Source organism: Rubellimicrobium mesophilum DSM 19309, from assembly GCF_000600335.2.
Taxonomy (GTDB): domain Bacteria; phylum Pseudomonadota; class Alphaproteobacteria; order Rhodobacterales; family Rhodobacteraceae; genus Rubellimicrobium; species Rubellimicrobium mesophilum.
Genome location: NZ_KK088574.1, coordinates 1 through 16,653, shown reverse-complemented (window position 1 = coordinate 16,653; position 16,653 = coordinate 1). Strand labels below are relative to the sequence as shown.

18 protein-coding genes and 2 pseudogenes are annotated in these 16,653 nt (G+C 69.3%); 11 read left to right on the top strand and 9 right to left on the bottom strand.

Annotated features, from left to right (window positions below; genetic code table 11):
• Positions 1 to 3 precede the first annotated feature (3 nt).
• Together RUMESO_RS12205 and RUMESO_RS12200 are read right to left on the bottom strand one after the other, a co-directional pair.
• Entirely contained in the window at positions 4 to 2,535 is a 2,532-nt protein-coding gene (locus RUMESO_RS12205) for an ABC transporter permease (RefSeq protein ID WP_037280557.1), read from the bottom strand.
• A complete protein-coding gene (locus RUMESO_RS12200) occupies positions 2,532 to 3,224 on the bottom strand; it encodes an ABC transporter ATP-binding protein (RefSeq protein ID WP_037280554.1) in 693 nt (230 codons plus the stop codon). The genes RUMESO_RS12205 and RUMESO_RS12200 overlap by 4 nt, the downstream gene beginning before the upstream one ends.
• 76 nt (positions 3,225 to 3,300) lie before the next feature.
• Here RUMESO_RS12200 and RUMESO_RS12195 point away from each other — a divergent pair, with 76 nt between their 5' ends.
• Positions 3,301 to 3,900: an arylesterase gene (locus RUMESO_RS12195; RefSeq protein ID WP_037280553.1), complete on the top strand. Its 600-nt coding sequence runs from the start codon at positions 3,301 to 3,303 to the stop codon at positions 3,898 to 3,900.
• On the opposite strand, the gene RUMESO_RS12190 is transcribed toward RUMESO_RS12195, so the two are convergent.
• The 3 genes from RUMESO_RS12190 to RUMESO_RS12175 all read right to left on the bottom strand — a co-directional run bounded on the left by RUMESO_RS12190 (position 3,894) and on the right by RUMESO_RS12175 (position 5,853).
• Positions 3,894 to 4,541 carry a DUF4329 domain-containing protein gene (locus RUMESO_RS12190; RefSeq protein WP_051521279.1) on the bottom strand — a complete coding sequence of 216 codons (648 nt, stop codon included), beginning with the start codon at positions 4,539 to 4,541 and terminating at the stop codon, positions 3,894 to 3,896. The two genes, RUMESO_RS12195 and RUMESO_RS12190, sit on opposite strands and share 7 nt — an antisense overlap.
• Positions 4,542 to 4,561: 20 nt before the next feature.
• A complete protein-coding gene (locus RUMESO_RS12185; RefSeq protein WP_037280551.1) occupies positions 4,562 to 4,768 on the bottom strand; it encodes a cold-shock protein in 207 nt (68 codons plus the stop codon).
• Between the two features lie 503 nt (positions 4,769 to 5,271).
• The gene (locus tag RUMESO_RS12175) at positions 5,272 to 5,853 is read right to left on the bottom strand and encodes a uracil-DNA glycosylase family protein (RefSeq protein ID WP_051521278.1); all 582 of its coding nucleotides are present in this window, start codon (positions 5,851 to 5,853) and stop codon (positions 5,272 to 5,274) included.
• 212 nt (positions 5,854 to 6,065) lie between these two features.
• Here RUMESO_RS12175 and trxC point away from each other — a divergent pair.
• A pseudogene (gene trxC, locus RUMESO_RS12170) lies at positions 6,066 to 6,492 on the top strand (thioredoxin TrxC).
• Positions 6,493 to 6,501: 9 nt separating this feature from the next.
• Here trxC and RUMESO_RS12165 read toward each other — a convergent pair.
• Both RUMESO_RS12165 and RUMESO_RS12160 read right to left on the bottom strand, forming a co-directional pair.
• Positions 6,502 to 6,825 carry a DnaJ family domain-containing protein gene (locus RUMESO_RS12165; RefSeq protein WP_037280548.1) on the bottom strand — a complete coding sequence of 108 codons (324 nt, stop codon included), beginning with the start codon at positions 6,823 to 6,825 and terminating at the stop codon, positions 6,502 to 6,504.
• 100 nt (positions 6,826 to 6,925) lie between these two features.
• Complete coding sequence (locus tag RUMESO_RS12160) at positions 6,926 to 7,132, bottom strand: cold-shock protein (RefSeq protein WP_037280545.1); 207 nt, start codon at positions 7,130 to 7,132, stop codon at positions 6,926 to 6,928.
• Between the two features lie 331 nt (positions 7,133 to 7,463).
• On the opposite strand from RUMESO_RS12160, the gene RUMESO_RS27210 reads away from it, so the two are divergent.
• Entirely contained in the window at positions 7,464 to 7,730 is a 267-nt protein-coding gene (locus RUMESO_RS27210; protein WP_037280544.1) for a hypothetical protein, read from the top strand.
• A 355-nt stretch (positions 7,731 to 8,085) separates the two neighbouring features.
• On the opposite strand, the gene RUMESO_RS25175 is transcribed toward RUMESO_RS27210, so the two are convergent.
• Positions 8,086 to 8,967 carry a hypothetical protein gene (locus tag RUMESO_RS25175; RefSeq protein WP_156362924.1) on the bottom strand — a complete coding sequence of 294 codons (882 nt, stop codon included), beginning with the start codon at positions 8,965 to 8,967 and terminating at the stop codon, positions 8,086 to 8,088.
• Between the two features lie 106 nt (positions 8,968 to 9,073).
• Positions 9,074 to 10,729, bottom strand: a complete 1,656-nt coding sequence (gene ettA, locus RUMESO_RS12150) for an energy-dependent translational throttle protein EttA (protein ID WP_037280543.1) — start codon at positions 10,727 to 10,729, stop codon at positions 9,074 to 9,076.
• A gap of 141 nt (positions 10,730 to 10,870) precedes the next feature.
• Between ettA and RUMESO_RS27825 the strand changes: the two genes are divergently transcribed.
• From RUMESO_RS27825 to RUMESO_RS12115, 8 genes and pseudogenes are all read left to right on the top strand, one after another.
• Entirely contained in the window at positions 10,871 to 11,635 is a 765-nt protein-coding gene (locus RUMESO_RS27825) for an AI-2E family transporter (RefSeq protein ID WP_051521277.1), read from the top strand.
• Complete coding sequence (locus RUMESO_RS27820; RefSeq protein ID WP_051521276.1) at positions 11,605 to 12,159, top strand: AI-2E family transporter; 555 nt, start codon at positions 11,605 to 11,607, stop codon at positions 12,157 to 12,159. Before RUMESO_RS27825 ends, RUMESO_RS27820 begins: the two co-directional genes overlap by 31 nt.
• A gap of 83 nt (positions 12,160 to 12,242) precedes the next feature.
• Complete coding sequence (gene mgrA, locus RUMESO_RS12135) at positions 12,243 to 13,277, top strand: L-glyceraldehyde 3-phosphate reductase (RefSeq protein WP_037280542.1); 1,035 nt, start codon at positions 12,243 to 12,245, stop codon at positions 13,275 to 13,277.
• A 1-nt stretch (position 13,278) separates the two neighbouring features.
• Positions 13,279 to 14,079: a family 43 glycosylhydrolase gene (locus RUMESO_RS27200; RefSeq protein ID WP_245639256.1), complete on the top strand. Its 801-nt coding sequence runs from the start codon at positions 13,279 to 13,281 to the stop codon at positions 14,077 to 14,079.
• Positions 14,052 to 14,867 (top strand): beta-xylosidase family glycoside hydrolase, encoded by an 816-nt coding sequence (locus RUMESO_RS27195; RefSeq protein WP_245639255.1) that lies wholly within the window; start codon positions 14,052 to 14,054, stop codon positions 14,865 to 14,867. The genes RUMESO_RS27200 and RUMESO_RS27195 overlap by 28 nt, the downstream gene beginning before the upstream one ends.
• A gap of 397 nt (positions 14,868 to 15,264) precedes the next feature.
• Entirely contained in the window at positions 15,265 to 15,690 is a 426-nt protein-coding gene (locus tag RUMESO_RS27190) for a TolB family protein (RefSeq protein ID WP_245639254.1), read from the top strand.
• Positions 15,687 to 16,280 carry a nicotinate-nucleotide adenylyltransferase gene (locus tag RUMESO_RS12120; RefSeq protein WP_037280541.1) on the top strand — a complete coding sequence of 198 codons (594 nt, stop codon included), beginning with the start codon at positions 15,687 to 15,689 and terminating at the stop codon, positions 16,278 to 16,280. Before RUMESO_RS27190 ends, RUMESO_RS12120 begins: the two co-directional genes overlap by 4 nt.
• Before the next feature lie 94 nt (positions 16,281 to 16,374).
• A pseudogene (locus tag RUMESO_RS12115) lies at positions 16,375 to 16,653 on the top strand (hypothetical protein); the annotation flags it as partial.

Genomic DNA, 16,653 nt, shown 5'->3' with positions numbered 1-16,653 from the left:
GGCTCACTCGCGGGCGCGTAGGATGCGGGCCGGGCGGACAGCCAGTGGCCTCAGCGCGAAGAGGAGGCCGGCGAGGAGCGTGGCCAGCGAGCCGCCCGCGACGATGGCGAGGGCGTTGCTCCAGACCACCCGGAAGTCGGCCTCCATGACGAGGACCATCACGGCCCAGGCGCCGAGGAGGCCGGCGGCCAGCGCCACGACCCCCGCCGCGAGGCCCAGGAGCGCGGCGCGGAGGGCGAAGCTTCCGAGGATGAGGCGGCGCTCGGCGCCGAGGGTCTTGAGGATCGCGGCCTCCCAGGCGCGGGCGCGCTCTCCGGCGGCGGCGGCTCCGATGAGGACGAGGACGCCGGTGACCAGCGTCGCGAGGGCGGCCACGCGGATGGCGGCGGCGACGCCCTCGATGATGCGCTGCGCCTCCTGCACGGCGTCACGGACACGGACGGCGGTGATGTTGGGATAGGCGGTGGAGAGGTCGCGGAGAAGCGGGCCTTCGGCGTCCTCGTGCGTGTAGATGGTGGCGATCCAGCTATAGGGGGCGCCGGCCAGCGCCGAGGGGCTCAGGCTGAGGATGAAGCCCAGGCCCGCGCGCTGGAAGTCCACCTCGCGGAAGTTGGCGATCTTCGCGTCGATGTCGCGGCCGAGCACGTTGACGGTGAGGGTGTCGCCGAGCTTCAGGCCCATCTCGGCGCCGGCCTCGGCCGCGAAGCTGACGAGGGGCGGGCCGGCGTAGTCCGGGAGCCACCACTTGCCAGCGGTGATGGTGGTGCCGGGGGGCGGCTCGGCCGAGGTGGTGATGCCCCGGTCGCCCTGGAGGACCCAGTGGTCGCCCGCGATCTCGCGCGCGGGGCGGCCGTTGATCCTCGTGATGAGACCCCGGAGCATGGGGGCGGCCTCGACGCGGTCCACGGCGGCGTTCGCGGCGAGGCGGGTGCGGAAGTCGTCGATCTGGTCGGGCTGGATGTCGAGGACGAAATAGGACGGCGCGACCTCGGGCAGGTCGCCAGTGATGGCGCGGCGGAGGTTGCCGTCGATCTGGCCCACGCAGGCCAGGACCGAGAGGCCGAGGCCGAGCGAGAGCACGACGGGCACGGCCTCGCCGCCGCGCGTGCCGATGGCGCCAAGGGCGAGGCGGAGGGCGGGGCGGCCCCGGGTGCGGCCGGAGAGGCGACGGGCGAGGGTGCGGGCGAGGAGCGCGGCGAGGGTGAGGAGAGCCAGCGCCCCGCCGATCCCGGTGGCGGTCCAGAGGGTGAGTTGCCACGCGCCGGAGTAGTACGACGCCGTGCCGAGGAGGGCCGCGAGGATCAGCGCGGTGGCGAGGAGATAGGGCGGGCGCGGGAACCGGCGGCCCCCGGCGAGGGCGTCGCGGAACAGGGTCGCGGCGCGGATGTCACCGGCGCGGGCGAGCGGCCAGAGGGTGAAGAGGAGCATCGCGAGGGTGCCGTAGACCAGCGCCTCGAACAGCGGGCCGGGGTAGAGGGCGAAGGCGGCGGGGATGGGGAGCCGCGCCCCGATCCAGGGGGCGAGGAGCAGCGGCAGCCCGGCGCCGAGGACGAGGCCGAGGAGCACGCCCAAGAGGCCCAGGGCGCCGACCTGCAGGAGGTAGCTCGCGAAGATGGTGCGGCGGGAGGCGCCCAGAGTGCGGAGGGTGGCGATGACCTCGGCCTTGGCGGCGACGTAGGCGCCCACGGCGGCCGAGACGCCCACGCCGCCCACCGCGAGGCCCGAGAGGCCCACGAGGACGAGGAAGCGACCGAGGTGCTCGACCACGTCCTGCGTGCCGCCGGCGCCGTCGCGGGCGTCGCGCCAGCGCCCGCCCTTGTCGCGCCACTGGACCTGCGCCTCGCGCGCGAGGGCGTCGAGGTCGGTGCCCGGAGGCAGATCGAGGCGGTAAAGCGTGTCGAAGAGCGTGCCGGGGGCGAGGAGGCCGGAATTGGCGAGGGCGCTGGTGCGGACGATGGTGCGGGGGCCGAGACCGAAGCCCGCGTTGGAGTTGTCGGGGTAGCGGAGGAGGATCGCGCTCAGGGTGAAGTCCTGCGTCCCGAGGCGCACGGTGTCGCCGACCTCGAGGGCGAGGCGGTCGGCGAGGGCGCGCTCCATCACGAGGCCGGGGAGGCGACCGCCGTCGAGCGCCCGGGGGAGGGGGATGGGCGGGTCGAGCGTGACCTCTCCGATCAGGGGATAGAGGTCGTCCACCGCGCGGACCTGGGTCAGGGCACGCTCGGCGCGGCCTTCGGGGTTGGCGACGGCGAGGGAGCGGAAGTCCACGACCTCGGAGACGCGGGTGGCGTGGCGCGTCATCCAGGCGCGTTCGTCCTCGGTGGCGAAGCGGTAGGTGAGCTCGGCCTCGGCGTCGCCGCCGAGGAGGCGGGCGCCCTCCTGCGTGATCCCGGCCTCGATGGCGGCGCGGATGGTGCCGACGGCGGCGATGGCGCCGACGCCCAGCGCGAGGCAGAGGAGGAAGATGCGGAAGCCGCGCAGGCCTCCCTTGAGGCCGCCGCGCAGCTCGCGCCAGGCGAGGCGGGCGGCGATGGTCATTCGGCGGCCCGGACGAGGCTGTCGTCGAGGCGGCCGTCCCGGAGGCGGACCACGCGGTCGCAGCGGCGGGCAAGCTTCTCGTCGTGGGTGACGAGGACCAGGGTCGCGCCGGTCCGGCGGCCAAGGCCGAAGAGGAGATCCACGATGGCCTGCCCGTTGGCCTCGTCAAGGTTGCCGGTGGGTTCGTCGGCCAGCAGGAGGCGCGGGCGGGGCGCCAGCGCCCGGGCGAGCGCCACGCGCTGCTGCTCGCCGCCGGACATCTGGCTGGGGTAGTGGTCGACGCGAGGGCCCAGGCCCACGTCCTCCAGCTCGGCCCGGGCGCGGGGGAAGGCGTCGCGCTGGCCCGCGAGCTCCAGCGGCGTCGCCACGTTCTCCAGCGCGGTCATCGTCGGGATGAGGTGGAAAGACTGGAACACCACCCCCATGTTGTCGCGACGGAAGCGGGCAAGGGCGTCCTCGTCCATCCGCGTGAGGTCCTGGCCCAGCGCGCGGACCTCGCCCCGCGTGGCCTGCTCGAGCCCCCCCATGAGCATCAGGAGAGACGACTTGCCCGACCCGCTTGGCCCCACGAGCCCGACGCTTTCGCCCATCGCGACCGAGAGCGTGATGCCCCTCAGGATCTCCACGGGCCCGGCGTTGCCGCGCAGCGTGAGGCGCGCGTCGGAGAGCGACAGGGCGGGGTCGGGCATCGGGAATCCTCGGTCGGAGCTTGCCCGGGGATATGGTTGGAGCCGGAGGCTGCGCAACGTCCTGCTCGCTGTCGTGATGGCAGGGCCGGCGCTTTCCGCGGCCGAGCCCGCGACGGTCGTGGCACTCGGGGACAGCCTGACGGCGGGCTATGGGCTGGCGACGGACCAGGGCTTCGTGCCCCGGCTCCAGGCTTGGCTCGACGCGCATGGAGCGGACGTGGTGGTGCAGAACGCGGGCGTCTCGGGCAACACCACGGCGGACGGGCTGACCCGCACGGACTGGGCTCTGTCGCCGGAGGCCGATGCGGTGATCGTCGAGCTGGGGGGCAACGACTTCCTGCGGGGGATCGACCCGGAGGTGAGCCGCACGAACCTCCACGCCATCCTGGAGAAGGTGAAGGCGCTAGGGCTGCCGGTGCTGCTGGTCGGCATCGACGCCTCGGGCCAGTTCGGGCCGGACTACGAGACGGCATTCGACGAGATGTATCCGGCGCTGTCCGAGGAGTTCGGGACGCTGCTGGAGCCCGACTTCTTCGCGGCGCTGAAGGAAGGCGGAGATCTCCCTGCGGCGATGACGCGAGACATGCAGGCCGATGGGATCCACCCGAATGCCGAAGGGGTGGAGCGGATCGTGGAGAGGATCGGGCCCCGGGTGCTGGAGCTGCTGGCTCAGTAGTAGACCGCGACCGGGGTATTCTCCCAGATGAGGAGCTCCTGATAGCTCATGACGCGGCGGAGCGGCCCATCCTCGGCGGCGACGTAGTTGGGGTCCTGCGGAAGGCAGCCGCGTCCGCAAAGCTCGTGCACGCTCATCGTGTCGGTGTCCACGTGCCAGAGCCGCCCGCCGGGCGTCGAGATGTACCCGTCGATGTCGTCCGAGGCATCCGTGGCCATGTCCTGCGTGGTCGGCCATTCGGAGGCATAGTAGGGGCTGTAGGTCCCATGCGTGTGATAGGATGCCACGAGCCGCATCCCAGCAGGGATGCTGGGCAGAGGGCAGGAGGCCTCGTTCCCCTGCATGGTGGGTGTGGTCATCCAGTGCCCTGTCGGGTCAAGCCCGATGTAGCCGCAGTATTCCCGGTTCTCTGCGAAGGACTGACGCTGGAGGCGGGTGAGGATGCCGCCCACGTAGCGGAGCTCGGCGCCACTGGCCGTAGCCTCGGCCACTGGGATCCCGCGCGACGGATAGGGCCGGGGTTGCGTGGTGAGGACCTGCCGGGCGCCGCTATCGAAAGGGCCCGAAGCCCCGACTGGCGGCTCGACGCAGGCGGACAGCGCCGCCAGCGCCAGAATCGAGAACGCGGCGAGGCGCGTCATGGGCGCCTGCCGCCTCCCGGTCAGGCCAGTTGAAGGTTGATGGCCGACTCGCGGCCGTCACGGCCGGATTCGATGTCGAAGGTAACCTTCTGGTTGTCCTTGAGGCCGGTCAGGCCCGAACGCTCGACGGCCGAGATGTGGACGAAGACGTCCTTCTTGCCGCCTTCGGGGGCGATGAAGCCGTAGCCCTTGGTGGTGTTGAACCATTTGACGGTGCCGACGGGCATCCTGTTCTCCATTTGGTAGTTTCCGCTCGCGGGATGCAGCGGACCGGCTCGTCAGTGCTGGTCGATGCCCTGGGCCGTAAAGGAGACAGTGGTCGAGGCAGGTAACGTCGCAGTGACGTTTATGCCCGAGTCCTGGTTCGTAATCAAGCCGAACCTGTCCGCCGCTCCGCTACCGGACGGGAGACGCCGCCGGCCCCATAGTCCCCTCGGCCGAGTGCGTCAAGGCCCAGGCGATCCCGACCAGGACGCCGATCGGCCCGCTGAGCAGCCAGATGGCCACTGCCGTCGGCCAGGCCATTCCGAAGAACGTCAAGCCGGCGATCGCCACGCAGAATCCGACAAGATTGAATACAACCACGGAGCGCATGGTTGCCACCTCCTCCTACCCTAGGGTCATCCTCGCCAGAACGGCGTTCCGAGGCAACGACCCAGATGTCGCAGGGTCGACGCTGTCCGGCTCCCTCTGGCAAAGCCGTCACAGCGGGAGGTCCTTCGGGGCTTCGTCAACCGCCGGCGGAGTCCTCCCGGGCCTGAGCCCACGCGTCGGGGATCTCGGCCCAGCGCTGAGGGAAGGCCGCGCGGACCTGCGGAGAGGGATGGGCGGAGCGGACAAGGCGCAGTCCCGTTCCGTGCAGCAGCGCCTCGGCCCGCGCGGCGCGGGCACCCGCGAGGATCACGGTGTCGAGCCGGGGCAGGAGTCGCAGGAGCGCATCGAGGTGGTCGAGGCCTGCCGTCATCTCCGCACCCGTGACCCGGATCGTGCCATTCCAGGCGGGAACCGTGTTCCAGAGCAGCGTCTGCTCCCGCGGGAGGAGGGCCCTGCGGAGGAACCCGCGGATCGCGGCGGAGGTCGGGCTCGGGTTGTCACGGGAGACGAAGCCGGTGCGCGCGGCGCCGGGGCCTGGCTTCTCCAGGAGGAGGAGCACGCGGGCGTTGGTGCCGCCGTCGAGGGGGTCCATGTCGGGAACGAGGCAGGGAAGCGTCGCGCGCAGGTCGGTCACGAAGGCGGCGAGGGCTGCGTGCGCAGGCCGCGCCAGCAGGGCGTGCCGTCGAGCGATCTCGTCAGGCGACGTGAGCAGGGTCATGGGGAGGGAGGTAGGGCGCGCTCCGGCGCGCCCTCCTCTGCCGTCGACCTGTCCCTCGTGCCCGAGCGTTTCTCGTCGGACCTGCGGAAGCCTTGCGTTGCGACTGCGGCCGAAGATGGGCGGTCATGAGGCCGGGGCGGGGCCGATCCGGGCTCGCTTCGACATGGCGGAATCCTGCCTATATCGACGCATGTGACGGAAGGAGGATGCCCATGACGGGGATGAAGCTCACCTGCCTGTCCTGCGGCCAAGTCAACCGGTTCCCGCCCGAACGGTTGGGTGCGGGTCCGAAATGCGCGGTTTGCGGGGCGGGGCTGCTGCCCGAGAAGCCGGTCGAGGTGGACCTCGCGACGCTGGAGAAGGCGGCGCGCAGCGACGACTTGCCGCTGGTGGTGGACTTCTGGGCACCCTGGTGCGCCCCTTGTCGCATGATGGCACCCGAGTTCGAGCGTGCGGCGGGGCGGCTCAAGGGGGCGGGCGCGGCTCGTCAAGCTCAACACCGAGGCCGAGCCGGGCGCCGGCGGGCGCTACGGCATCCGGGGCATCCCGACGATGGTGAAGTTCGCAGGCGGGCGCGAGGTCAAGCGGCAGGCCGGGGCGATGCAGGCGGCAGGAATCGAGGGCTGGGTGGGCGCCTGACCCCGGCCGTCAGGTGTAGCGCCGGAGCTGCTCCATCTCGACCGCCTGCCGGGTCTGAAGGCCGGCGATCTCCTTGCGGACGGCGCGCTGGACCTCGGGGTCGGTCACCTGCGTCAGGCGGGCCTGGGCCTCGTTGATCCTCTGCTGCATCTCGGCGACAGGATGGACGGCGCCGCTCTCCGACAATGCGCGGGCGTAGAGGTCGTCATAGGCGCTGCGGGCGAGCGTGGCGGGGTCGATGGGCTTGCCCGTGCCAGGGAGGTCGTCGACGGAGCCCTTGGCCCGGGCCTCGGCGAGGGCGCGTTCGACGAGGATATCGAGGAAGCTGGACATGGGCGCCTCCGGGATCGGTCGGAGGGGAGATAGGGTCTAGGGGCCGGCGGGGGAAGCCGCCGGAGAGGGCGCGCCGAAGCGCGCCCTCGGCTGGCCTGGATCAGGCGAGCTGGAGGTTCGTCGCCGATTCGCGGCCGTCGCGGCCGGATTCGATGTCGAAGGTCACCTTCTGGTTGTCCTGAAGGCCGGTGAGGCCTGCCCGCTCGACGGCGGAGATGTGGACGAACACGTCCTTGCGGCCGCCCTCGGGGGCGATGAAGCCGAAGCCCTTGGTGGCGTTGAACCATTTCACGGTGCCAGTGGCCATCGTGAAGTCTCCTGTGTGGTCGCTGCCCGCGACATGCGGCAGCCCGGCTTGGTCAGTGTCGCAACGAGGAACTGCAGCCGGTGAGGGAGACAGCGGATCGAGGGAGTATAACGTTCGCCCGACGCATATGGAGGCGCGGCCCCGGTCCGGCAAGCTCTAACCGGGGGAAAGCCGCATGACCCTAGGTCAAGACAGCGGCAGGTTGCAGGGCAGGGGCGTCGGGCTATGTCCAGATCGGAGCGCGGGTCCGAGATCCCGCGCATCCCCCCGCGACGGCGATCTTGGCTTCGGGCCCCCGCTCCGACGGGGCAGTGCCTGAAAGGACCTGGCCATGACATCCCGCACCGACACGCTCCACATCATGATGTCCGACGCCCTCGCGCAGGGTGGGCGCCCCCTGGCCGCCGAGGCCGTCCCGCCCCACCGCCGCGTCCTCACCCCTGCCGAGCGCCGCGCTGAGGAGTCGACCCGCGTCGCGCGGGAGATCACCGAAGCGCGGACCGAGCAGAGGCAGGCCGAAGTGGCTCGGCTGAAGGCGGCGCGGCTGAAGCGAGAGGCGGAGGTGGTGCCAGCGGTGAAGAGGCGGACGAAGAGCTGAGGGCGAAGCGCAAGAAGGCCTGAGTCCAAGGGGAGCGAGCCACGGCGAACCGGCTCTGAATTTCGGCAGGGGATGGACGGCGCCGCTCTCGCTCAGGGCGCGCGCGTAGAGGTCGTCACAGGCGCTGCGGGCGAGCGTCTCGGGCGGGATGGGCTTCCCGGCGCCGGGGAGGTTGTCGAGCGCGCCCTTGGCCTGGGCCTCGGCGAGGGCGGGGGAGACGAGGGAGTCAAGGAAGCTGGACATGGGGGCCTCCGGGGTGGGGTCGGAGGAAAGATAAGCAACAGGTAATTGACTGCCTAGAGTGTCGCAGCGCCGTCGGGTGCGGGGCTCCCAGCACAGTCAAGGTTCACTCACCTTAGGGTTTCTTCGGTCGTCGCTTCCCGAACACATGACTTGTCAAGTATTTCAGATACTGCCCGGCTGCTCCGGTCCCTTCTAGGGATCGGAGCTTCAGAATGCCCTGTAGAGAGTAGACATCTGATATTTCGATTTCAGAAATACCCTCGTGAGCGTACTTATTTCTTAGAGCAAACAGGTCGAGCATTTCCTTCGATAGAATCAGCCTCTCAATTGAATTTTTTGCAACCCTGTTGGCGAAATTCTCGCGATCTTTGCCTCTTCCTATTTCGGACTCTACTGCAAACCATAGAAAGATGAAGCGCTGGGCAACATCTTGTGTTTCGAGGGCCTGCATCAACAATATCTGCGTTGCAGCATTGAACGAGGGTCGTTGAAAAGATGGAAAGATCGCGCCGCTTCTAATTAAGGCGGTTGGATCGCCAACTCCGGAAATATGATCTGGCCACGCAAGTAACATGTTGCCCATGAGGTGCGACAATCTCGTCTCCAAATCATAGCGAAACCTGTAAACCTTCTGAACTGCCGAGTTGTTCCCGAGCAATGTTCTCAGCGCGATTATTACGGAACTCTCGACGATACCTATCGTTTGATTGAGGTCCGACTCATTCGAAAATCCTGCTGCAAGCCAAAGATACCGCCCGTTCAAAGTTAAGTTTATATTATGCCTTGATATTGCAAATTCTTCGCCATGAATAACTTGAAGATTGGGCACGCAGGTCGTAAAATTGTTAAGTTGAATGACGCAAACGCGATACTGCGAACTCGGATGAATAGGTAGGGAGTCTGCAATATAGTCGAGTTCTTCAGATTCTAGATCTGAGACCCAGAGTGTAGACTCAATAAGCCGAAGCCCCTCACTTCTAAAGAAGTTGAGCATCGGCTCATTGAGTTGAGGATGCCGGAACGGCACATCTTGTTCCGGCGAACGGCTATTAGGAGCGTTCCCTTGAGCTTGACTGTTCGCCATATGAACAGGCCTTACTTCACCTCACGAACTTCTTGAACTTCACCCGCTTCGGCTCCACCGCGTCCGGACCCAGCCGCCGCTTCTTGTCCTCCTCGTACGCCGTGAAGTCCCCCTCGAACCACTCCACGTGCGCGTCGCCCTCGAAGGCGAGGATGTGGGTGCAGATGCGGTCGAGGAAGAAGCGGTCGTGCGAGATCACCACCGCGCAGCCGGCGAAGTCCATCAGCGCGTCCTCCAGGGCGCGGAGGGTCTCCACGTCGAGGTCGTTGGTCGGCTCGTCGAGAAGGATGACGTTGCCGCCGGACTTGAGCAGCTTGGCCATGTGGACGCGGTTGCGCTCGCCGCCCGACAGGATGCCCACCTTCTTCTGCTGGTCGGTGCCCCGGAAGTTGAAGGCGCCGCAGTAGACGCGGCTGTTCACGGTGGCGTCGCCCAGCGCGATCAGCTCCGCGCCGCCCGAGATCTCCTCCCAGACGTTGGCCTCCGGGTTGAGCGAGTCGCGCGACTGGTCGACATAGGCGAGCTTGACCGTGTCCCCGAAGGTGACGGAGCCGGAGTCGGGCTGCTCCTGTCCGGTGAGCATCCGGAAGAGCGTGGTCTTGCCGGCGCCGTTGGGGCCGATGACGCCGACGATGGCGCCGGGCGGGATCGAGAAGCTCAGGTCCTCGATCAGTTGCTTGTCGCCCATGTGCTTGGCGAGGTTCTCGACCTCGATGACCTTGGAGCCCAGGCGCGGGCCGTTCGGGATCACGATCTGGGCGGTGCCGACGCGCTCGCGCTCCGAGGTGTTGGCCATCTCGTTGTACTTGTTGATCCGGGCCTTCTGCTTGGCCTGGCGCGCCTTGGCGCCCTGGCGGATCCAGGCGAGCTCGCGCTCCAGGGTCTTCTGCTTGGCCTTGTCCTCGCGGGCCTCCTGGAGGAGGCGCTTGGCCTTCTGGTCGAGCCAGGCGGAGTAGTTGCCCTCGTAGGGGACGCCCCGGCCGCGGTCGAGCTCCAGGATCCAGCCGGTGATGTCGTCGAGGAAGTAGCGGTCGTGGGTCACGATCAGGATCGTGCCCTTGTACTCGATCAGGTGGTTCTGGAGCCAGGCGATCGTCTCGGCGTCGAGGTGGTTCGTGGGCTCGTCGAGGAGGAGCATGTCCGGGGCTTCAAGCAGCAGCTTGCAGAGCGCCACGCGGCGACGCTCCCCGCCCGAGAGCGAGGCAACGTCGGCGTCGTCGGGCGGGCAGCGGAGCGCTTCCATGGCGACGTCGACCTGGGAGTCGAGGTCCCAGAGGTTCTGGGCGTCGATCTGGTCCTGGAGCGCGGCCATCTCGTCCGCCGTCTCGTCGGAGTATTCCATGGCGAGCTCGTTGTAGCGGTCGAGGATCGCCTGCTTGGCCTTGACCCCCTCCATCACGTTGCCGCGCACGTTGAGCATCTCGTCGAGGATCGGCTCCTGGGGCAGGTAGCCGACCTTGGCGCCCTCGGCGGCCCAGGCCTCGCCCTGGAAGTCCTTGTCCCAGCCGGCCATGAGGCGCAGCAGCGTGGACTTGCCCGCGCCGTTGACGCCGACGACGCCGATCTTCACGCCGGGCAGGAAGTTCAGGCGGATGTTCTCGAAGACCTTCTTGCCGCCCGGATAGGTCTTGGAGACCTGGTCCATGTGGTAGACGTATTGATAGCTGGCCATGGCGGGCCTCCTCTGGTCGGCGCGTTCGGGATTTGTCCCTCCCCTACATGAGGCGTCCCCGCGCCGCAATCAGCCCGGAGGCGGCCCCGGAACCCGCCCCGGCGCGTCGCGTTGCCTCAGGAGGCTTGGGGAGGTCGCGGCATGGCCGACGAGGTGGCGGAGGACGTCGAGGAGCAGCAGCTCGAGGTCGCCGAGGACAGCAACGTCGAGCTTCGGCGCATCCGGCGGGTGCTGACCTGGACCTTCCTCATGGCGCTGTTCACCGCCGTCTACTTCGCGCGGAGCGTGCTGCTGCCGATCGTTCTCGCCGTCGTGCTGACGCTGACGCTGCTGCCGGTGGTCCGGGCGGGGGAGCGGCTGAAGATCCCGCGCGGCGTCACGGCCGTGGGCGTCGTGGGGGGGATCACACTGGCGCTGGTCCTGGCGGGCTACTTCCTGTCGGGCCCCATCGGGGAGATGGTGAGCAATGCCCCGCAGGTCGCGACCGAGGTGCGCGAGAAGTTCGACGTCGTCATGGACCGGTTCTCCTCGATCCAGGAGGCCACGGCCGAGGTGACGGATGCCGCGGCGGCGGCGAGCAACGGGGGCGAGGCCACCGCGAGCCCGAACGACGTTCAGGTCGTGGCCGTGGTGGACGACAAGCCAAGCATGGTGCAGTCCGCCGTGAGCGGGCTCGCCTCGGCCTCGGGCTCGCTCTTCGCGGCGCTGCTGCTGACGCTGTTCCTGCTGGCCTCGGGCGACTTCTATCACCGCCGCATCGTCGAGGCGGCGCCGCGCCTGCGCGACAAGAAGAAGGCGCTGACGATTATCCGCGACGTGGAGCGGCAGATCTCGCGCTACCTGGGGCGATCACCGTCATCAACATCGGGCTGGGCGTGCTGGCGGGGCTCTCGCTCTGGCTGCTAGGGATGCCGATGGCGGTGGTCTGGGGGCTGATGACGTTCCTCCTGAACTACATCCCCTTCGTCGGCAACATCCTGACCGTGGCGCTGGTCGGGGCGGTGTCGGTCGTCACCTTCGACAGCCTCTGGGACGCGGCGCTGCCGCCGCTCGCGCTGATCGTGCTGTCGGGAATCGAGAGCAACATCGTGACGCCTCTCCTGGTCGGGCGCCGGCTCGAGCTGAACCAGGTCGCGCAGCTCATCACGCTGGCGTTCTGGACCTGGCTCTGGGGCGTCGCGGGGGCGATCCTGGCGGTGCCGTTCCTCGTCGTCGTCAAGGCGGTCTGCGACAACGTCGAGAGCCTGCAGACGCTGTCGAGCTTCCTGTCAGGCGATCCGGGCACCAAGCAGGACGAGACGCCGCAGAAGGCCACGACCGGCCCGGCGCTGGAGACCGCGCCCTTCCGCACCCAGGCCGAGGCGCGAGAGGACTCGCCCCCAACCCAGGCGCCCGGCGGCAAGGACGTCACGCCCCTCGTGGCCGAGTGACGCCGGGGACGTGAGCGGGCTTGCTGGACAGACCCCCTTGGCTGTGGCCAAAGTCCCGCCACGGCTGAAGGAGGAGATGCCCGATGAGCTATGTCCCGCGCGAGGATCGCTATTCCCGCATGAAGTACCGGCGCTGTGGAGCCTCCGGGTTGCAGCTTCCGGCGATCTCGCTGGGGCTCTGGCACAACTTCGGGCACGACACGCCGCACCAGACCAAGCGGGACATCCTGCGCGCGGCCTTCGACCACGGGATCACGCACTTCGATCTCGCCAACAACTACGGGCCGCCTCCGGGCAGCGCCGAGGAGGCCTTCGGAGAGATCCTCAGGTCCGACTTCAAAAGCTACCGGGACGAGCTCATCATCTCGTCGAAGGCGGGGTATCTCATGTGGGAGGGGCCTTATGGCGAATGGGGCAGCCGCAAGTACCTGATCGCGTCCTGCGATCAGTCGCTGAAGCGGATGGGCCTCGACTACGTGGACATCTTCTATTCGCACCGCTTCGACCCCGACACGCCGCTCGAGGAGACGATGGGGGCGCTCGACCAGATCGTGCGGTCGGGGAAGGCGCTGTATGTCGGCATCTCGAGCTACAACTCCCAGCGGACGCGGGAAGCCTACAAGATCCTCAAGGATCTCGGGACGCCGCTGGTGATCCACCAGCCCTCCTACAATATGCTGAACCGCTGGGTGGAGAAGGACGGGCTCAAGGACACGCTGAAAGGGCTGGGGGTGGGGAGCATCGCCTTCACGCCGTTGGCCCAAGGGATGCTGACCGCGAAATACCTGAGCGGCATCCCGCAGGACAGCCGCGCGGCGCAACACAAGAGCCTCGATCCCAGGATGCTGTCCCCGGGGGCCATCGAGAACCTGCGCAACCTCGACGCCATCGCGCAGCGGCGCGGGCAGACGCTGGCGCAGATGGCGCTTGCCTGGGTGCTGCGCGACGGCGGGATCACTTCGGCGCTGATCGGGGCGTCGCGGGCGAGCCAGGTCGAGGACTGCGCCAAGGCAGTGGAGAACCTCGAGTTCACTGCCGAGGAGCTGGCGGAGATCGACCGCTTCGCCAACGAGGAGGACATCAACCTCTGGGCGCGGTCCTCCGAGACGGTGATGTGAGATGATCCGCAACCCGGTGCTGCCGGGCTTCAACCCGGACCCGTCCTTCCTGCGCGTGGGCGAGGACTACTATCTCGCCACCTCGACCTTCGAGTGGTTCCCGGGGGTGCAGATCCACCATTCGCGCGACCTCGTGAACTGGAGGCTGGCGGCGCGACCGCTGGACCGGGCGGGGCTCCTCGACATGCGGGGGGAGCCGGATAGCTGCGGCGTCTGGGCGCCCTGCCTGAGCCATGACGGGGAGCGGTTCTGGCTCGTCTACACGGACGTGAAGCGCTATGACGGCAGCTTCAAGGACGCGCCCAACTACATCACCTGCGCCGAGAGGGTGGAGGAGCCGTGGTCGGACCCGTGGCACGTGAACAGCTCGGGCTTCGACCCGTCGCTGTTCCATGACGACGGGCGCAAGTGGTTCGTCAACATGAGGTGGAACCACCGGGGGAAGGGGTCGGGCTGCAACCCGGCGCATGACGCCTTCGACGGCATCCTCCTGCAGGAGTGGTCGCCGGAGAGGGGGCTGGTCGGGGAGGTCACGAACATCTTTCCCGGCACCGACCGAGGGCTGACCGAGGCGCCGCACCTCTTCAAGCGGGACGGCTGGTATTACCTGACCACCGCCGAAGGGGGCACGGGCTACGACCATGCCGTGACCATGGCGCGGGCACGCGACATCCGAGGGCCCTACGAGACGCATCCCGCGAAGCACGTCATCACCGCCAAGGGGACGGACGGGCCGATCCAGCGGACCGGGCACGGGCAATACGTCGAGACTCATTGGGGCGGCATTATCACAGCTTCCTGATGGGCCGCCCGATCCCCGGGCCGGACGGGGCGGGGCGGTTCTGCCCGCTCGGGCGCGAGACCGGGCTGGAGGAAGTCGTCTGGCGGGACGGCTGGCTGTGGCTCGCCGCCGGCGGGACGGTGCCAAGGGCGGAGGTGCCCTCGCCGGTGGAGGTGGAGCCCGCGCCGCCCGTGCCATCGGTGCACGGCTCCTGGGCGACGCTGCCCGGGGACTTCCAGTGGCTGAGGACACCGCAGCCCGAGCGCATCTTCCGCTGCGAGCCCGACGCGCTGGTGCTGATCGGGCGGGAGAGCATCGGGAGCTGGTTCGAGCAGGCCCTCGTCGCGCGGCGACAGGAGCACCTGACCTACGCCGCCGAGGCGGTGGTGGCCTTCGAGCCCGAGACCTACCAGCAGGCGGCGGGCCTCGTGACCTACTACAACCGATTCAAGCTGCATGGTCTGTGGCTGTCCTACGAGAACGGCGGGCCGGCGCTCGTGGTCGCCTCCTGCCCGGGGGACTGGCCGGACGGGCGGCTCACCTATCCCGCCGAGCCGGTGCCGGTGCGGCCCGGGCCGGTGGAGATGCGGGTCGAGGTGGACGGGGCCTCGCAGCGGTTCCTCTGGCGGCAGGGCGGGGAGTGGCGGCAGATCGGGCCGGTGCTGGACGCCTCGGTCATCTCGGACGAGGGTGGGCGAGGGGAGCACGGCTCCTTCACCGGGGCCTTCGTGGGGATGTTCGCCATGGACCTGACCGGGCAGCGGCGTGAGGCGAGGTTCGCGCGGTTCGGGTATTGGCCGGGGGCCTGATGCGGAGCGAGCTCTGCCTGCACGACCTGGGGACGGGGGAGACCTCGGTGGTGCTGTCGCAGGACGGGATCATCGAGGCGCCGAACTGGCATCCCGACGGGTTCCTGCTGGTGAACGGCGAGGGGCGGCTCTGGCGGGTGCCGCTGGACCGGCCCGCGCTGGAGCCGGTGTCCACGGGGCGGATCGGGCGGCTCAACAACGACCACGGGATCTCGCCGGACGGGCGGTGGATCGCCTTCTGCGGCAAGAGCGAGACGGAGAAGGCCTGCATCTACGTCATGCCGGTCGGGGAGGGGAGCCCCGGCGGGTCACGGAACGGGTGCCGTCTTGGTGGCATTCGTGGTCGCCGGACGGAAGCCGGATCGCCTATGCCGGCGTGCGGCGCGACGAGGGGCCCGTGTCGCTGTTCACCTGCCGGGTGGACGGGTCGGACGAGGTCTGCGTGGCCGAGGACTTCGACCATATCGACGGGCCGGACTACTCGGCGGACGGGGCCTGGATCTGGTTCAACGGCGAGCGGGAAGGCCGCGTGGACCTCTGGCGCATCCGGCCGGACGGGTCGGGGCGCGAGAGGATGACGGGCGGCGAGACGCTGGACCGGTTCCCGCATCCCTCGCCGGACGGGCGGCTTGTGCTGTATCTCGCGTATCCGCCAGGGACGCGGGGGCATCCGTCGAACCTCGACGTGTCCTTGCGGGTGCTGCCGCAGGAGGGCGGCGAGAGCCGCGAGGTGGTGCGGCTGCTCGGCGGGCAGGGGACGATCAACGTGCCCTGCTGGGCGCCGGACGGTCGGCGCTTCGCCTTCATGCGGTTCGTGCCGTGACGCCGCTGGTCGGGCGAGGGCAGACTGTGGGCCTCCTCGGCGGCTCCTTCGATCCGCCGCACGAGGGGCACGTCCGCATCAGCGAGGCGGCGATGGCACGGCTCGGGCTCGACTGGGTCTGGTGGGTGGTGAGCCCGGGGAACCCACTGAAGAAGGAGGGGCCGGCACCGCTGGCCCGGCGCATCGCGGCGGCGCGGGCGCTGATCGGCAACCCGAGGATCAAGGTCACCGACATCGAGGCGCGGTTCGGGACGCGCTACACGGCCGAGACCCTGGCGCGGCTGAGACGGCTCCGGCCGGACGTGCGCTTCGTGTGGATCATGGGGTCGGACAACCTCGCGCAACTCCACCAGTGGCGGGACTGGCGGCACATCATGGAGGGCGTGCCGGTGGCGGTGATGGCGCGGCCGGGGAAGAAGCTGAGCGCGCGCTTCGCCCCGGCGGCGCGGGCCTATCGGGGGGCTCAGCTCAACGAGAGCGAGGCGCGGGGGCTGGCGCGGCGCGAGCCTCCGGCCTGGGTGGTGCTGAACCTGCCGCTCAGCACGGCGTCCTCCACGGCGATCCGGGCGCAGGGGGCCTGGCGGCGCTGAGGTCCCGAAGCCTTGATCGGAAGACGTGGCGGGGGTCTTGCGTCGCCCCCGGCTCGGACTAGGGTCCGCCGCCGAGGCCGAGCGGAGGACGGGCATGACGACATCGGGCGGGATCACGCGGCGCGGGCTCCTGGCGGGCGGGCTATCGGCGGTAGCCGGGCTGGCCTGGGCGCAGGGGGCGCCGACGGCGCTGCGGCCGCCCGTGCGCCCCGGGGCGACGCCGGCGTCGGCGCTGGACGGGCCCCCGGCCGCGCGGCCCCGGGCACGGGAGGAACTCGACGCGCTCGTCCGCGCGGCGGGGATCGGGGACCGGGCCTCGATCGCGCTGGTGGACGTGGATGACGGGACGGTGCTCTGGTCGCACGAGGCGGGG

Bases quoted from the DNA above. Each gene is read 5' to 3' on its own strand.
- ettA (WP_037280543.1), bottom strand. From the start codon at position 10,729: ATGGCCAGCTATCAATACGTCTACCACATGGACCAGGTCTCCAAGACC.
- RUMESO_RS25175 (WP_156362924.1), bottom strand. From the start codon at position 8,967: ATGCTCAACTTCTTTAGAAGTGAGGGGCTTCGGCTTATTGAGTCTACA.
- RUMESO_RS27200 (WP_245639256.1), top strand. From the start codon at position 13,279: ATGATCCGCAACCCGGTGCTGCCGGGCTTCAACCCGGACCCGTCCTTC.
- RUMESO_RS12195 (WP_037280553.1), top strand. From the start codon at position 3,301: ATGGCAGGGCCGGCGCTTTCCGCGGCCGAGCCCGCGACGGTCGTGGCA.
- RUMESO_RS12185 (WP_037280551.1), bottom strand. From the start codon at position 4,768: ATGCCCGTCGGCACCGTCAAATGGTTCAACACCACCAAGGGCTACGGC.
- RUMESO_RS27825 (WP_051521277.1), top strand. From the start codon at position 10,871: ATGGCCGACGAGGTGGCGGAGGACGTCGAGGAGCAGCAGCTCGAGGTC.
- RUMESO_RS12205 (WP_037280557.1), bottom strand. From the start codon at position 2,535: ATGACCATCGCCGCCCGCCTCGCCTGGCGCGAGCTGCGCGGCGGCCTC.
- RUMESO_RS12160 (WP_037280545.1), bottom strand. From the start codon at position 7,132: ATGGCCACTGGCACCGTGAAATGGTTCAACGCCACCAAGGGCTTCGGC.
- mgrA (WP_037280542.1), top strand. From the start codon at position 12,243: ATGAGCTATGTCCCGCGCGAGGATCGCTATTCCCGCATGAAGTACCGG.
- RUMESO_RS12200 (WP_037280554.1), bottom strand. From the start codon at position 3,224: ATGCCCGACCCCGCCCTGTCGCTCTCCGACGCGCGCCTCACGCTGCGC.
- RUMESO_RS27210 (WP_037280544.1), top strand. From the start codon at position 7,464: ATGACATCCCGCACCGACACGCTCCACATCATGATGTCCGACGCCCTC.
- RUMESO_RS12190 (WP_051521279.1), bottom strand. From the start codon at position 4,541: ATGACGCGCCTCGCCGCGTTCTCGATTCTGGCGCTGGCGGCGCTGTCC.
- RUMESO_RS12175 (WP_051521278.1), bottom strand. From the start codon at position 5,853: ATGACCCTGCTCACGTCGCCTGACGAGATCGCTCGACGGCACGCCCTG.
- RUMESO_RS12165 (WP_037280548.1), bottom strand. From the start codon at position 6,825: ATGTCCAGCTTCCTCGATATCCTCGTCGAACGCGCCCTCGCCGAGGCC.